We start from the raw sequence: 13670 nt of genomic DNA, 5'->3' as shown, positions 1-13670 counted from the left end.
TTGCCGGGCGCGGGTCGTCGCGGGTTGCTCGCGCAGTTCCCCGCCCCCCTCCGGGGCGCTCTAGCCCAGCGCGCGGCCCAGTGCCCACACCACCGGGGCCGCCGCCGACAGCGGCAGGGCGACGCCGGCCGTGAAGTGCACGAAGCGGGACGGGTAGTCGTAGCTGGCGACCCGGTGGCCGATCAGGGCACAGGCCGCTGCCGCCGCGCCCAGGGCGGCGCCCTGCGTGCCGAAGTGGGTCATCTGGCCCACCGCGATGCCCGCGCCGGCCGCCGCCAGCAGGGAGACCACGACCGAGACCGGGGTCGGCAGGGGCAGCGCCCGCGCCAGGACCGCGACCGCCGCCGCCGCCGCGCCGACCGACACCGCGTGCGTGTCGGCGCCCAGGTAGCCGGTGGCGAGGACGGTCAGCGACGCCGAGGCGACCGTCGCCATCAGGCCGTACATCCGCTCGTCCGGCGAGGCGTGCGAGCGCAGCTGCAGGACCAGGGACAGCAGGACCCAGACGCCGAGGGGGCCGAGGATCGCGGCGGGCGCGTTGTCCCGGCCCGCGACCAGGACCGCCACGTCGGCCGTGAGACCGCCCGCGAAGGCCAGCGCGATGCCCTGCCGGGCGGGCCACATGCCGTTCAGCCGGAACCAGCCCGCCGCCGTCACGGCCTGGAGCACGACCAGCGGGACGACCAGGGCGTACGAGGCGATCGGCGCCGTCGCGGCCAGGAGCAGGCCGAGGACGGCGGTCAGCAGCGCCGGCTGCATGCCGGGCTCGATGACCGGCGAACGGCCCTCCAGGCGCGCCCGCTGGGCGTCCGTGATCCGGGCGTTCCCGCCGAGCGTGGCCGGACCGTACTCCGGCTCCCCCTCCGCCTCCGGCTCGGGCACGGGCGCGGGCGCGGCCTGCGGCTCGGGCTCGGGTACCGGCTGCGGCTGGGGCTGGGGCTGTGCGTACGGCCCGGAGTACGCGGGCTGCGGCTGGTACTGCTGCTGATAGGGCTGGGGCTGCTGGTACTGCTGCGCCGGCGGGTACGTGTGCGCGTGCGTCTCCGTGTCCCACGTCCGGCCCTGCCACTGCTGGGTCGACTGGGGGTCGTAGCCCGCCTGCTGGCCGTGCTGCCCGTACTGGTCGTACTGGTCGTAGGCCTGCCACTGCTGCTGTTGTTGCTGCTGCTGTGGATGCTGTGGATGCTGTGGATGCTGTTGGTACGGGTCGTACGGCCCGTACCCCTCATGCGGCTGGTCGCTCATCGCGCCTCATCCTCCTGCGAACGGCGGGAGCACTTCGACCGTGCCGCCCTCGGCCAGGCGTACCGTCTCATGCGCGCGGGTCCCGACGGGGTCACCGTCTATGAGGAAGGAGCATCGCTGGAGCACACGCGTCAGCTCACCGGGGTGTCGCGCGCGCACGGCGGCCAGCGCGTCGGCGAGCGTGTCCGCGTCGTACGGCTCCTCGGCGATACCGGACGCGGCCTTGGCGGCGGCCCAGTAGCGCACCGTGACCTTGGGCATCTCGTTCCTCGATCGATGGCAAGAAAGAAATAAGAGTGCCCTCAGGCTAGCCCGCCGCGCCGACAGCCCAGTCCGCGATCCGGGCCAGCAGCGCGTCGTCCGCCGCGTGCTCGGCGTGGCCCATGCCGTGCTCCACCCATAGTTCCCCGTGGTCACCGGCCGCCTCGGCGAGCATCCGGGGGTGGTCGAGGGGGAAATAGCCGTCCTGGTCGCCGTGGACGAAGAGCAGCGGCGTGGGGGCGATGCGCGGGACCGACTCGGCCGGGGAGAGCGGGACCGGGTCCCAGTCCCGATGGTGGATGCGGGTGCGCAGGCCGTAGCGGCCGACCAGGCGGCCCTCGGGGCGGGTCACCAGCCAGTGCAGCCGGCGCATGGGGGCGGTGCCGCGGTAGTACCAGCGGGCGGGGGCGCTGACCGCGACGACCGCGTCGGCCGTGCGCGGGTACAGGGCCGCGTGGCGCAGGACGACCGAGCCGCCCATGGAGAAGCCGACGGTCACCACGCGCGCGTGCCCGAGAGAGCGGGCCCGGTCGACGGCGGCGGCGAGGTCGAGCACCTCCTTGTCGCCGACCGTGGAGCGGCCGCCGGAGCGTCCGTGGCCGCGGAAGGAGAAGGTGAGGACCGCGCCGTAACGCGCGAGGACGCCCGCCACCCTTCGTACGTGCGGCCGGTCCACGTCCCCGGTGAACCCGTGGGCGATCACGAACACGAGGTCACGGGCGGGCGTACCCGAGGTGTCGGGGAGGGATTCCGAGCCTTCGTATACAACGGCGCCCGGATCGTATACGGAATCGACCGGAATTCCGTCGGTCGTGCGCAGGAACGTCCGGAAAGCTTCCTGTCTGCGTGTCTCGGGATTCGGACGAACGGTGGAATGCGCCACTTGACCTGCCGAACGGTTCCTCATGTGGGCTATTCTGCTGGGCAGAGGACTCGGGCAGCGAAGCCCCCGGGTCCTTTTGTGCTTTCGGAAGCGTTGTATACGAAACGGGAAACCCCAGGTGGCCCGTGGCCGTGTACGGGGCCTTCGGGATCGCAGAGCAGTGCCCGTCCGCACAGTCCTCGCGGGGACCCGAGGAGGAACCAGACGTATGAGTTCTCTGCTGCTCCTGACCAACGCCCTCCAGCCCTCGACGGAGGTGCTGCCCGCACTCGGCCTGCTGCTGCACAACGTGCGGGTGGCCCCGGCGGAGGGTCCCGCCCTGGTCGACACCCCGGGTGCCGACGTCATCCTCGTCGACGGCCGCCGCGACCTGCCGCAGGTGCGCAGCCTGTGCCAGCTGCTGCGGTCCACCGGCCCCGGCTGTCCGCTGATCCTCGTCGTCACCGAGGGCGGGCTCGCCGCCGTCACCGCCGACTGGGGCATCGACGACGTCCTCCTCGACACCGCCGGTCCCGCGGAGGTGGAGGCGCGGCTGCGGCTCGCGACGGGACGCCAGCAGATCGTGGGCGACGACTCCCCGATGGAGATCCGCAACGGCGATCTCTCGGTGGACGAGGCCACGTACTCCGCCAAGCTCAAGGGGCGCGTGCTCGACCTCACCTTCAAGGAGTTCGAGCTCCTGAAATACCTCGCCCAGCACCCGGGCCGCGTCTTCACCCGCGCCCAGCTCCTCCAGGAGGTCTGGGGCTACGACTACTTCGGCGGCACCCGCACGGTCGACGTGCACGTACGGCGGCTGCGCGCCAAGCTCGGCCCGGAGCACGAGTCGCTGATCGGCACCGTACGGAACGTCGGCTACCGGTTCGTCACCCCGGAGAAGGCCGACCGCGCCGCCGAGAAGGCGGCCGCGGAGGCCAAGGCCGAGGCCGGGCGGGCAAAGACGGAGGATGCGGACAAGACGGACGGGGCGGCCGCCCGGGACGGCGCCGACGTCCACGCCGACGTGTAGTCCCCGCACAGTCCCCACACCTCCGGGCCACCATCCGAGCACTGATACGCCCTGCCCAGAGCGGGTCCATCCGCGTAGACTCCGCGCGTGGCCAAGGTGACTCGGGATGATGTGGCGCGGCTGGCGGGAACGTCCACCGCCGTGGTCAGCTATGTCATCAACAACGGACCCCGGCCGGTCGCCCCGGCCACGCGCGAGCGTGTCCTCGCGGCGATCAAGGAGCTGGGGTACCGGCCCGACCGGGTCGCCCAGGCCATGGCGTCACGCCGCACCGACCTCATAGGCCTGATCATCCCGGACGCCCGTCAGCCGTTCTTCGGCGAGATGGCGCACGCGGTCGAGCAGGCCGCCTCCGAGCGCGGAAAGATGGTCCTCGTCGGCAACACCGACTACATCGGCGAGCGCGAGGTCCACTATCTGCGCGCCTTCCTGGGCATGCGTGTTTCCGGCCTGATTCTCGTGAGTCACGCCCTGAACGACCTGGCCGCCGCCGAGATCGACGCCTGGGACGCCCGGGTGGTGCTGCTGCACGAGCGGCCCGAGGCCATCGACGACGTCGCCGTGGTCACCGACGACCTGGGCGGCGCCCAGCTCGCCGTACGCCATCTGCTGGAGCACGGGCACGACTACGTCGCCTGTCTGGGCGGTACGGCGGAGACACCGGCCGTCGGCGACCCGGTCTCCGACCACGTCGAGGGCTGGAAGCGGGCCATGGCCGAGGCGGGCCTGAGCACCGAGGGCCGGCTGTTCGAGGCGCCGTACAACCGCTACGACGCCTACCGGGTCGGCCTGGAGGTCCTGTCCGGGCCCCGCCGGCCGCCCGCGATCTTCTGCTCCACCGACGACCAGGCGATCGGCCTGCTGCGGGCCGCGCGCGAGCTGCGCATCGACGTGCCCGGCGAGCTGGCGGTGGCCGGGTTCGACGACATCAAGGAAGCCGCGCTCACCGACCCGCCGCTGACCACGGTCGCCTCGGACCGCTCGGCGATGGCCCGCGCGGCGGTCGACCTGGTGCTGGACGACGGGCTCCGGGTGGCGGGCTCGCGCCGGGAGCGGCTGAAGACGTTCCCGTCGCGGCTGGTGGTGCGTACGAGCTGCGGCTGCCAGGACACGCCGGCCGCTTCCTGAAGCCCGTCTGAGAAGCCCGCGCGAGCTGCGAGAAGCTTCTTTATATCGGGCAAACAAGGTTCTGCCGGGCTTCTCAGCAAGCACTCAGGAAGCTCTCACGTTCGCAGGGGAATCTCTTTGCATGACCGAGAGCCAGGGCAATGAGACGCAGCAGCACTACTACTCCGCTCCTGTGAACCCCGAGTGGCCGCCCCCGCCGCCGTACCAGCCGGTGACGACGGCCGTGGCCACTCCGGAGCCCGCCCCCCGCAAGCGGGGCCGCGGCCCGGTCGCCCTGCTCGCGGCGGTCGCGATCGTCGCGGCGGCCGTCGGCGGCGGCACCGCCTACGCCTTCCAGGAGCTGACCGGCAAGGACACGGTCGCCTCCAGCGCCACGGCGACCAACGTGGTGCCTTCCAGCAAGCGCGGCGACGTCGCCGCGATCGCCGCCGCGGTCAGCCCGAGCGTGGTCGAGATCAACGCGACCCTCGACAGCGGCTCCTCCACCGGCTCCGGCGTGATCATCACGTCGAACGGCGAGATAGTCACCAACAACCACGTCATCTCCGGCGCGCAGTCCATCAAGGTGCGCACCAGCGACGGCAGCAGCTACACCGCCCAGGTCGTGGGCACCGACAGCTCCAAGGACCTGGCGCTGCTCAGGCTCCAGGGCGCCTCGGGCCTGAAGACGGCCTCGCTCGGCAACTCCAGCGGCGTCCAGGTCGGCGACACGGTCGTCGCGATCGGCTCCCCCGAGGGCCTGACCGGCACCGTGACCAGCGGCATCGTCTCCGCCCTGAACCGGGACGTCACCGTCTCCACCGAGGAGAACCAGGGCCAGAACCAGGGCGGCGACGGAAACTGGCCGTTCCAGTTCGGCGGCCGTCAGTTCAACGGCGACACCGGCTCGTCCACGACGACGTACAAGGCCATCCAGACCGACGCGTCCCTCAACCCCGGCAACTCCGGCGGTGCGCTGATCGACGCGAGCGGCAACATCATCGGCATCAACTCCGCGATGTACTCGTCGAGCCAGCAGTCCTCGTCGTCCTCCGACGCGGGCAGCATCGGCCTCGGCTTCGCGATCCCGATCAACACCGTCAAGGCCGACCTGGCCAAGCTGCGGTCGGGGTCCAACGGCTAACAACCGCACCGGCACGTCAGCACGTCAGCACGTCAGCAGGGAGTACGTCATGATCACGCATGTCTCGCACGCGCACCGGATCACCGGCCGTCACGCCGCCGACATCACCCTGGCGCTCTCGATCGCCCTCGATCTGCACCTGCCGATCCCGAAGCCCCGCGCCCCGGAGGTCCTCGTGACACCGTTCCCCGAGCTGATGGGCCTGCGCACCCCTGCCGTCCGCACCCACCGCCGCAAGGTCCCGCTGAACCGCCTGACCGCGGTGCGGGCCTGAACGTGGCACGCTGAGAGACAGTCCCCGTCCGAGCAGGACCCGTACCCCGAGGAACCGCGAGCGATGAGCCCCGCCGAAGGCGACCGTGACCCCCAGCGCATCCTGATCGTCGACGACGAGCCGGCGGTACGCGAGGCGCTGCAGCGCAGCCTCGCGTTCGACGGGTACGACACGGAGGTGGCCGTCGACGGCGCGGACGCGCTGGAGAAGGCCACCGCCTACCGGCCCGACCTGGTCGTCCTCGACATCCAGATGCCGCGCATGGACGGCCTGACCGCGGCCCGCCGCATCCGCGGCGCGGGCGACACCACCCCGATCCTCATGCTCACCGCCCGCGACACCGTCGGCGACCGGGTGACCGGTCTCGACGCGGGCGCCGACGACTACCTCGTCAAGCCCTTCGAGCTGGACGAGCTCTTCGCCCGCATCCGCGCGCTGCTGCGCCGCAGCTCGTACGCGGCCGCGGTCTCGCCGGACGTCCAGGAGGACGAGGCGCTCACCTTCGGCGACCTGCGCATGGACCTCGCGACACGCGAGGTGACCCGGGGCGGGCGCCAGGTCGAACTGACCCGCACGGAGTTCACGCTCCTGGAGATGTTCATGGCGCACCCGCGCCAGGTCCTCACCCGCGAACAGATCCTGAAGGCGGTCTGGGGCTTCGACTTCGAGCCCTCGTCCAACTCCCTCGACGTCTACGTCATGTACCTGCGCCGCAAGACCGAGGCGGGCGGCGAGCCGCGCCTGGTGCACACGGTGCGGGGCGTGGGGTACGTGCTCCGCCAGGGCGGCGCCGAGTGAGGAAGCTGGTCCGCCGGTACCGGGCCCTGCCCATCCGGGCCCGGCTGGCGATGCTGGTCGCGTCGGCGGTGGCGTTCGCGGTGGCGGCGGTGTCGGTGACGTGCTGGTTCATCGTGCAGCGGAGGCTGTACGACCAGGTCGACCTCGACCTGCAGAAGTCCTTGCGGGGTCCCTCACAGATCGGTCAGGTCGACGACGCCCTCGCCAACTGCATCGAGACCCCCCAGCGCAACCCCCTCTTCCAGGACAGATACGGCCAGGTGGTCACCGAGGACGGCAAGGTCTGCCTCTTCGCCGGCTCCTCCGGGAAGGTCAGGGTCACCCGGCACGACAAGGACGTGATCAAGAGCGGGAACCTCAACAGTCTCTACTTCCGCAACGGAACCGACGCGGAAGGCAACGAGATGCGGGTGCTCACCTATCCCATGGGGGCCACCGCCTCCCGTGTCACCGGCCAGCCCGGGCCCAACGTCGGTCTGGTCACCGCCGTTCCCCTCAAGGGCACCGAGAGCACCCTCAACGACCTGGCCGTCGTCCTGCTCCTCGTCTCCGGCATAGGAGTACTCGGCGCGGGCGCCGCCGGACTGGCCGTCGCCCGGGCGGGTCTGCGGCCGGTCGACAAGCTGACCGAGGCCGTGGAGCACGTGGCCCGGACCGAGGACCTGACGATCCGCATCCCCGTGGAGGACGACAGCGAGGACGAGGTGGCGCGGCTGTCCCGCTCCTTCAACTCGATGACCGCCTCGCTGGCCAGCTCCCGCGACCTCCAGCAGCAGCTGATCGCCGACGCCGGCCATGAACTGCGTACGCCCCTGACCTCGTTGCGCACCAACATCGAGCTGCTCACCCGCAGCGAGGAGACCGGCCGCCCGATCCCGCCGGCGGACCGCAAGGCCCTGCTCGCCTCGGTGAAGGCCCAGATGACCGAGCTGGCCGCGCTGATCGGCGACCTGCAGGAGCTGTCCCGCTCGGAGGGCCAGCGCGGCGAGCGGCTCCAGGTGGTACCGCTGCTGGACACCGTCGAGGCGGCCCTGCGCCGGGCCCGGCTGCGCGGGCCGGAGCTGACGATCACGGCTGACCTGAAGCCCTGGTACGTCCGCGCCGAGCCCTCCGCGCTGGAACGGGCCGTCGTCAACATCCTGGACAACGCGGTGAAGTTCAGCCCCGAGGGCGGCACGGTCGAGGTGCGGCTGGCCGACGGCGAGCTGACCGTCCGCGACCACGGCCCCGGCATTCCCGCGGACGAACTCCCGCACGTCTTCGACCGCTTCTGGCGCAGCCCGAGCGCACGTGCCCTCCCGGGCTCGGGTCTCGGCCTCTCCATCGTCGCCCGCACGGTCCAGCAGGCGGGCGGGCAGGTCGTCCTGGCCCACGCGGAGGGCGGCGGCACGGTGGCGACGGTACGCCTGCCGGGCGCACCGACGCCGCCGCCGGAGCCGGCGGCCACCTGACATCCCCGCCCCAGCCCGGCCCGGCGCCCCACGTGAACAACCGACTGGAGTGACCATGCCGTCCCCGCGCACCCACACCCGCACCCGCGCCCGCCGCCACCGCAGAAGCTGGGTGCCGAGCGCGTCCTGAAGGAGACGCTCGGCGGGGTGGCTACTCTTCTTCCTCGGCTGGTTCGTACTCCAGCCAGAAGAGCTGTTCCACGGTGATCTGGGGATCTTCTATGCGCGGCACGAAAGCGTAGGTGAGCCAGCCGCTTCCGTGATCGAAGTAGCAGATGCGAGACCCCTTTGGCCAACTGGACCGTGCCGGCTCGACCCACATGCCGTCCGGCAGGTCTGCGTCGGTCTCGATGCCTCGGAAGTACGGGTCCTTCGCTGTGACGAGTTCGGCACGGGCTGCCATAACGAGTTCACGAACGTGTGTAGGCAGTGCATCGAAAACAGCGAGGGCATCGAGCCGCCAGTCCATCTGCCAAGGCGGCCCCATGAACTCGTCGGTCACTCGCCGGGCTCCGTCCTCAGAGCCCTGTGCCGAATCTTCGACGCCTCTTCGAGCAGGGCCCTGGCCTCGGCACTGTCGGTGGCCTCCGCCCCGCGGTGCTCCAGGTCGTACAGATGAGCGTCGAGCTTGGGATCGCGCGCGATCGCGTACTCGATCCACCAGCGGGCCGTAAACGCGTGCACTGGCCTCGCGTCGTACGCGTCACCGATCGCCCGCTTCCAGTGCTTGTCGAAGTCAGGGAGCAGCTTGGGCGTGTGCTGGGCGATGGCCCTGCGCAGCGCCTTCGGCGTGCGCTCAGGCATGGGCGGGATGACCTGGTCGTTCTCCGTGGCGTGAGCAGTCATGACCGATGCCCTCCTTCGACGCTGCGTCTCTACGACCATAGCCGCCTCGCACCTCGTGGATCAGTCGTTCGTGTCGTGGTCACGAGATCCAGCGTGTCGGCGGTGACGCCTCGAACATCAGGGCTTCCGGCATATGTCACCCGAATGTGCGCCGACCAGGCTCCCTCTTGGCCCCGCCCACGAACACGGCCCAGGACGCGGCCGAGAAGACCAGCGGACGGGCGGCCGGGGTCTTGCTGTCGCGGACCGGGACTATGCCCGCGTAGCCGTCGGCGACTTCGACGCAGTCGTTGTCCCCCCTTCGCTGTACGACGACTTGCGCCACACGGCGGTGCTGCTTCTCGTCGCCGTCACGGCCCTGCTGCCGAGCGCGGGCCGCGCCCGCCGCGAACGCCGACTGCAACGGCGCCGACGGCACGCGCTGTGGCTCGCCGCCTACGGCATCGACGTCGGCCCCCGCCGCATCCACGGGGTGGAGGTACGCGCATGACCGCCCTCCGCCTCCTCCCCTGGACCACTCCCGAGGGCAGACCCTGTCACCTCAGCGCCGACCACGACGACAGCCGCCTCTCCCTCCTCGCGGACGAGTTGGAAGAGGCCCAGGTGCGGTCGGGCGGGCAGGTGCCGGCCGGGGCGAGAGCCGTGCTCGCGGACCGGGCGGCCGGGGAACACGCGGTGCGGTTCGCGCTGACGCGGGCCTCGGAGTCGCTGGAGGAGGTGCTCCGCGTCGCCCGCAGCAGACGCTCGCGCGTCAACGGCCGCCCCAGGAGGGCGGAGTGACGCTCACCGTCCGAGGACCATCGTGTCCTCCGCCGACGACGGCGGCAGCGGTGCCGCCAGTCGGGCGTACGCCCCGCCCCGGGTGACGAGTTCCGCGTGCGTTCCCGTCTCCACCAGCCGGCCGTGCTCGACGACCAGGATGCGGTCGGCGTCGGGGGCGAGCGACAGGTCGTGGGTGATCATGATCGTCGTACGGCCGGACATCAGGCGGCGCAGGGGCCGCACCACCTGGCGGGCGGCCACCGCGTCCAGGCCCGCCGTCGGCTCGTCCAGGACGAGGACGGACGAGGCGCGCAGCATCGCGCGGGCGATGGCGATCCGCTGGAGCTGACCGCCGGAGAGGGTGGCGGTGCCGGGGGCGATGCGGGTGTCGTAGCCGTCGGGGAGGGCGGTGACGAAGTCGTGGGCCGCGGCGTCCCGGGCCGCCCGCTCGATCTCGGACCGCGTCGCGCCGGGGCGGCCGCAGGCGATGTTCTCGCGGACGGTGCCGTTCAGGACCAGCGTCTGCTGCGGCAGGAGGGTGATCTGCTCGCGCAGGAAGTACAGGGGTACGTCGGTGAGGGGCACGCCGTCCAGGGTGATCGCGCCGGCCGAGGGGTCGTAGAAGCGGGTGAGGAGGGCGGCGAGGGTGGACTTGCCGGCGCCGCTCGGACCCGTGACGACCACCAACTCGCCTGGCTCCGCGGTGAGTTCGATGCCATGGAGGGAGGCGCGGGGGGCGCCCGGGTAGCGGAAGGAGACCCGGTGGAAGGCGAGCCGGCCGTGCACCGGCCAGGCCGGGACGGGGCGCGCGGGGTCGGTGACGGCGGGCTCGGCGTCCAGGATCTCGCCGATGCGGCGGGCGCCGGCGGTGGCCGCGGTGAGCGTGAGGCCGAGCCGGCCCAGGTTGCGGATCGGCGGGTAGAGGTAGCCCAGGAAGGCGGCGAAGGCGAGGAGTTGGCCGAGGGTCATGCGGTCCGCCGAGATCTCCCAGACGCCGAGGCCGATGACCGCGATCACGCACAGCGTCTCGACGACCTCGACGCACTGCTCGTACATCTCGCTCAGCCGCGCCCCGCGCACGCTCGCCCGCATCCAGGCGCGGGCCTCACGCTCCAGCCGCCGCTCCTCGTCGCGCTGCCGGTTGTACGCCTGGGTGAGCACGACGTTGCCGAGCGACTCCTCCACGACCGAGGTGATCGCGCCGTCCGCGACCCGCTCGGCGCGCGCGGCCTCGCCGATCCGGCCGGAGAAGCGGCGGGCGGCGAGCAGGAACAGGGGGGCGAGGACGAAGGTGGCCAGCGCCAGGTCCCAGCGCAGCCAGAAGGCGGCGGTGGCGTAGAAGACGGCCGAGAAGCCCGCCGACACGGCTCCCACGACGCCGGAGACCACCAGCTGCTCGATGGACTCGACGTCTCCGGTGAGCCGTTCGACCAGGTCGCCCTGGCGGTGGCGCTGGAAGAAGTGCGGGGGCAGGTCCTGGACGTGCCGGAAGACGGACGCGCGCAGGCGCAGGACGAATCTCTCGGCGGTCCAGGTGGCCAGGGAGTTGCCCAGACAGCCGACGAGCGCGGCGAGCGCGGCCACGCCCAGCCAGGCGCCGGCCGGACCCCAGAAGGCGGCGAGCGAACCGGCCTTCAGGGCATGGTCGGTGAGCTGCGCGAACAGCAGGATCGCGGCGGTCTCGGCGAGCGCGGCCACGACCACGCACGCGACGATCGCCCCGAGCCGTCCGCGGTCCCCGCGGGTCAGCGGCCAGAACCGGCGGAAGGCCGCACGGGACTCCCTCAGCATCGACACTCCCTCACAGCTGTGGACATGGCCGAGGCGGGGCCACCGGTGCGACCACGCGGTAACCGGTGACCCCGCCTCATGACGGCTCGGCTCAGCGCTTGTCGCCGACGGGGCGGCGGCGCGGCGCGGGCTTCCTCGGCTCCGGCTTCCGGCGTTCCTGGCCGGGCTTGCAGTGCTTCTTGCCGAGGGGGGCGAGCTTGTGGAAAGACATGGGATTTCCCTTTCTGTTTTCTGTGATCCCTGATAATTACTTGTGGCCGACCGGGCGCTTGGGCTCGTGCTTCTTCGGCTGGTGGTGGCGGTGGCCGTACTTCGGCTCCGGGGCAGGCCTGCGGGTCTTCCTCACCGGAACGATCTTGTGGAAGCTCATGGCCGCGACCTCTCTCTTCTTGTCTTCTTGCCGTCGTCAGCGCCTTTCGCTTTCGACACGGAAAACATTACGGGATTCGAGAGCCAGGAAAAGCCGATTCCGATGAGACCTCAATGAAATACCCCTGTGCGCAATTCACAGGTGAATTGTGGAACCGCGGCGGTATTCACACAGGTTTTATGACGCGTGTCGAACGTTCTGCCGCACGACGGTGACCCTCGCCCCGTACCCTCGTACCCATGAGCAGCGACGACACCGTACGAGCCTTCCCAGCCCGCTCCATCGAGACCTACTCCGCGCTCACCCCGGACCAGGCCGAGGCCGTACTCGACCTGCTGGCCGAGGCCGTCCGGGCGGACGGACAGCAGCCGGTGTCCGAGCAGGGGCGACTGCAACTGCGCGGGGGTGCCCGGGAGGGCGTCTCGCATCTGCTGCTGACCGTCGACGGTGAACTCGTGGGCTACGCCCAGCTGGAGGACACCGATCCGGTGGAGGCGCCGGCCGCCGAACTCGTCATCCACCCCGTGCACCGCGGGCACGGACACGGCCGGGCGCTCGGCTCCGCCCTGCTCGGCGCGTCCGGCAAGCGGCTGCGGGTGTGGGCGCACGGCGGACACCCCGCCGCCCGGCATCTGGCCCAGGTGCTCGGCCTGACCCTGTTCCGTGAACTGCGCCAGATGCGGCGGCCGTTGACCGGCCTGGAGCTGCCCGACCCGAAGCTGCCGGAGGGCGTGAGTGTGCGCGCCTTCGTGCCCGGCAAGGACGACACCGCGTGGCTCACGGTCAACGCGGCCGCCTTCGCCCACCACCCCGAGCAGGGCTCGCTGACCCAGCGGGACCTCGACGACCGCAAGGCCGAGTCGTGGTTCGACCCGGCCGGCTTCTTCCTCGCCGAGCAGGGCGGCGAGTTGGTCGGCTTCCACTGGACCAAGGTGCACGCGGAGGAACAGCTCGGTGAGGTGTACGTCCTCGGCGTGCGCCCCGGCGAACAGGGCGGCGGCCTCGGCAAGTCCCTCACCACGATCGGCCTGCGGCACCTGGCCGCACAGGGGCTGCCCACGGCGATGCTCTACGTCGACGCCGACAACCAGGCAGCCGTGTCGGTGTACGAACGCCTCGGGTTCACGACGTACGAGACGGACCTGATGTACCGCACGGAGACCTGACGGAGAAGCCCTGACCGTGGGGGCGGCGTTCGTGGAGTGATGCCGCCCGGAGTGCCGCCGCGCCCGCCAGGAGCCACGTCCCTCGCTCGTGTCCCGCGGCCCGCCTGGGGTCGGTCGGTGGGACGGACAGCGCCCAGCGGCCGGGCAGCAACAGGGGCGCGAGAACGGCGGCCCCGAGCAGCGCGGCGTCGCCGAAGAGGCCGCCCCGGACGTCCACCCGCTGTCGTACGAGCAGGTCCCGCCCCCGCGCGGGGCCGCCCGCGAGGGTCTGCACCCGGTCCGTGACCCGCGCCCAGCCGGCGACGCGGGGCTGCCACTCGGCGAAGGCGCAGTACCGCACCTGCCCGCGCCGCACGCACGGCTGCACCTTCTCCGGCGTGACCGAGGCGCGGGTACGGGCCGCGGGCGTCCGCGCCGGCACCCCGCCGGTCTGCACGACCCCGCCCAGCACGGCCAGGGCCGGCGCACCGGCGAAGGCGGCCTGCACGGCCCGGCTCCGGCGGCCGCCCGAGACCAGCACCGCGAAGGCCGGCAGCACGGGCAGCACGCCGGTCCCGGTCCGC

18 protein-coding genes are annotated in these 13670 nt (G+C 71.8%); 9 read left to right on the top strand and 9 right to left on the bottom strand.

Annotated elements, in window-relative coordinates; translation table 11 throughout:
• Positions 1-60: 60 nt before the first annotated feature.
• From BIV25_RS40965 to BIV25_RS40955, 3 genes are read right to left on the bottom strand one after another with little or no spacing between them, the layout of a single operon-like run.
• Positions 61-1245, bottom strand: coding sequence for a hypothetical protein (locus BIV25_RS40965; protein WP_071377650.1), 1185 nt, complete (start codon positions 1243-1245; stop codon positions 61-63).
• Positions 1246-1251: 6 nt separating this feature from the next.
• Positions 1252-1506, bottom strand: coding sequence for a MoaD/ThiS family protein (locus tag BIV25_RS40960; protein ID WP_071377649.1), 255 nt, complete (start codon positions 1504-1506; stop codon positions 1252-1254).
• A gap of 46 nt (positions 1507-1552) precedes the next feature.
• Positions 1553-2413 (bottom strand): alpha/beta hydrolase, encoded by an 861-nt coding sequence (locus tag BIV25_RS40955; protein ID WP_107486636.1) that lies wholly within the window; start codon positions 2411-2413, stop codon positions 1553-1555.
• 184 nt (positions 2414-2597) lie between these two features.
• On the opposite strand from BIV25_RS40955, the gene BIV25_RS40950 reads away from it, so the two are divergent.
• The 6 genes from BIV25_RS40950 (at position 2598) to BIV25_RS40925 (ending at position 8172) form a co-directional block, all read left to right on the top strand.
• Positions 2598-3398: a response regulator transcription factor gene (locus BIV25_RS40950; protein ID WP_071377647.1), complete on the top strand. Its 801-nt coding sequence runs from the start codon at positions 2598-2600 to the stop codon at positions 3396-3398.
• An 87-nt stretch (positions 3399-3485) separates the two neighbouring features.
• Positions 3486-4526: a LacI family DNA-binding transcriptional regulator gene (locus BIV25_RS40945; RefSeq protein ID WP_079177209.1), complete on the top strand. Its 1041-nt coding sequence runs from the start codon at positions 3486-3488 to the stop codon at positions 4524-4526.
• Between the two features lie 121 nt (positions 4527-4647).
• Positions 4648-5649 carry a S1C family serine protease gene (locus BIV25_RS40940; protein WP_071377645.1) on the top strand — a complete coding sequence of 334 codons (1002 nt, stop codon included), beginning with the start codon at positions 4648-4650 and terminating at the stop codon, positions 5647-5649.
• A gap of 49 nt (positions 5650-5698) precedes the next feature.
• Positions 5699-5923 carry a hypothetical protein gene (locus tag BIV25_RS40935; RefSeq protein ID WP_071377644.1) on the top strand — a complete coding sequence of 75 codons (225 nt, stop codon included), beginning with the start codon at positions 5699-5701 and terminating at the stop codon, positions 5921-5923.
• A 63-nt stretch (positions 5924-5986) separates the two neighbouring features.
• A complete protein-coding gene (locus BIV25_RS40930) occupies positions 5987-6721 on the top strand; it encodes a response regulator transcription factor (protein WP_071377643.1) in 735 nt (244 codons plus the stop codon).
• Entirely contained in the window at positions 6718-8172 is a 1455-nt protein-coding gene (locus tag BIV25_RS40925) for a cell wall metabolism sensor histidine kinase WalK (protein ID WP_071377642.1), read from the top strand. Before BIV25_RS40930 ends, BIV25_RS40925 begins: the two co-directional genes overlap by 4 nt.
• A gap of 151 nt (positions 8173-8323) precedes the next feature.
• Here BIV25_RS40925 and BIV25_RS40920 read toward each other — a convergent pair whose 3' ends face one another.
• The 3 genes from BIV25_RS40920 to BIV25_RS40910 all read right to left on the bottom strand — a co-directional run bounded on the left by BIV25_RS40920 (position 8324) and on the right by BIV25_RS40910 (position 9343).
• The gene (locus tag BIV25_RS40920) at positions 8324-8674 is read right to left on the bottom strand and encodes a hypothetical protein (RefSeq protein WP_071377641.1); all 351 of its coding nucleotides are present in this window, start codon (positions 8672-8674) and stop codon (positions 8324-8326) included.
• The gene (locus tag BIV25_RS40915) at positions 8671-9018 is read right to left on the bottom strand and encodes a DUF6247 family protein (protein ID WP_071377640.1); all 348 of its coding nucleotides are present in this window, start codon (positions 9016-9018) and stop codon (positions 8671-8673) included. The genes BIV25_RS40920 and BIV25_RS40915 overlap by 4 nt, the downstream gene beginning before the upstream one ends.
• 136 nt (positions 9019-9154) lie before the next feature.
• Positions 9155-9343 (bottom strand): DUF397 domain-containing protein, encoded by a 189-nt coding sequence (locus tag BIV25_RS40910; RefSeq protein ID WP_371273130.1) that lies wholly within the window; start codon positions 9341-9343, stop codon positions 9155-9157.
• On the opposite strand from BIV25_RS40910, the gene BIV25_RS51775 reads away from it, so the two are divergent.
• Positions 9335-9508, top strand: a complete 174-nt coding sequence (locus BIV25_RS51775) for a hypothetical protein (RefSeq protein WP_177235601.1) — start codon at positions 9335-9337, stop codon at positions 9506-9508. The genes BIV25_RS40910 and BIV25_RS51775 overlap by 9 nt on opposite strands.
• Complete coding sequence (locus tag BIV25_RS40905; protein WP_071377639.1) at positions 9505-9798, top strand: hypothetical protein; 294 nt, start codon at positions 9505-9507, stop codon at positions 9796-9798. Before BIV25_RS51775 ends, BIV25_RS40905 begins: the two co-directional genes overlap by 4 nt.
• Before the next feature lie 3 nt (positions 9799-9801).
• On the opposite strand, the gene BIV25_RS40900 is transcribed toward BIV25_RS40905, so the two are convergent.
• Positions 9802-11571, bottom strand: a complete 1770-nt coding sequence (locus BIV25_RS40900) for an ABC transporter ATP-binding protein (protein WP_071377638.1) — start codon at positions 11569-11571, stop codon at positions 9802-9804.
• Positions 11572-11818: 247 nt separating this feature from the next.
• On the bottom strand, positions 11819-11941 hold the full coding sequence (locus BIV25_RS53755) for a hypothetical protein (RefSeq protein WP_256257127.1): 123 nt from the start codon (positions 11939-11941) through the stop codon (positions 11819-11821).
• Positions 11942-12180: 239 nt separating this feature from the next.
• Here BIV25_RS53755 and mshD point away from each other — a divergent pair, with 239 nt between their 5' ends.
• A complete protein-coding gene (gene mshD, locus BIV25_RS40895; RefSeq protein ID WP_071377637.1) occupies positions 12181-13107 on the top strand; it encodes a mycothiol synthase in 927 nt (308 codons plus the stop codon).
• Here the strand turns inward: mshD and BIV25_RS51770 are convergent.
• The gene (locus BIV25_RS51770) at positions 13064-13654 is read right to left on the bottom strand and encodes a hypothetical protein (protein ID WP_071377636.1); all 591 of its coding nucleotides are present in this window, start codon (positions 13652-13654) and stop codon (positions 13064-13066) included. The genes mshD and BIV25_RS51770 overlap by 44 nt on opposite strands.
• Between the last annotated feature and the right edge of the window lie 16 nt (positions 13655-13670).

The sequence above is a fragment of the Streptomyces sp. MUSC 14 genome (assembly GCF_001866675.1).
Lineage (GTDB): Bacteria > Actinomycetota > Actinomycetes > Streptomycetales > Streptomycetaceae > Streptomyces.
The sequence above is the reverse complement of the archived record's forward strand: the minus strand, read 5'-3'. Positions and strand labels throughout refer to the sequence as shown.

Excerpts from the sequence above, each read along its gene's own strand:
- BIV25_RS40965 (WP_071377650.1), bottom strand. The coding sequence starts at position 1,245 with ATGAGCGACCAGCCGCATGAGGGGTACGGGCCGTACGACCCGTACCAA.
- BIV25_RS40960 (WP_071377649.1), bottom strand. The coding sequence starts at position 1,506 with ATGCCCAAGGTCACGGTGCGCTACTGGGCCGCCGCCAAGGCCGCGTCC.
- BIV25_RS40955 (WP_107486636.1), bottom strand. The coding sequence starts at position 2,413 with ATGAGGAACCGTTCGGCAGGTCAAGTGGCGCATTCCACCGTTCGTCCG.
- BIV25_RS40950 (WP_071377647.1), top strand. The coding sequence starts at position 2,598 with ATGAGTTCTCTGCTGCTCCTGACCAACGCCCTCCAGCCCTCGACGGAG.
- BIV25_RS40940 (WP_071377645.1), top strand. The coding sequence starts at position 4,648 with ATGACCGAGAGCCAGGGCAATGAGACGCAGCAGCACTACTACTCCGCT.
- BIV25_RS40935 (WP_071377644.1), top strand. The coding sequence starts at position 5,699 with ATGATCACGCATGTCTCGCACGCGCACCGGATCACCGGCCGTCACGCC.
- BIV25_RS40930 (WP_071377643.1), top strand. The coding sequence starts at position 5,987 with ATGAGCCCCGCCGAAGGCGACCGTGACCCCCAGCGCATCCTGATCGTC.
- BIV25_RS40915 (WP_071377640.1), bottom strand. The coding sequence starts at position 9,018 with ATGACTGCTCACGCCACGGAGAACGACCAGGTCATCCCGCCCATGCCT.
- BIV25_RS40905 (WP_071377639.1), top strand. The coding sequence starts at position 9,505 with ATGACCGCCCTCCGCCTCCTCCCCTGGACCACTCCCGAGGGCAGACCC.
- BIV25_RS40900 (WP_071377638.1), bottom strand. The coding sequence starts at position 11,571 with ATGCTGAGGGAGTCCCGTGCGGCCTTCCGCCGGTTCTGGCCGCTGACC.
- BIV25_RS53755 (WP_256257127.1), bottom strand. The coding sequence starts at position 11,941 with ATGAGCTTCCACAAGATCGTTCCGGTGAGGAAGACCCGCAGGCCTGCC.
- mshD (WP_071377637.1), top strand. The coding sequence starts at position 12,181 with ATGAGCAGCGACGACACCGTACGAGCCTTCCCAGCCCGCTCCATCGAG.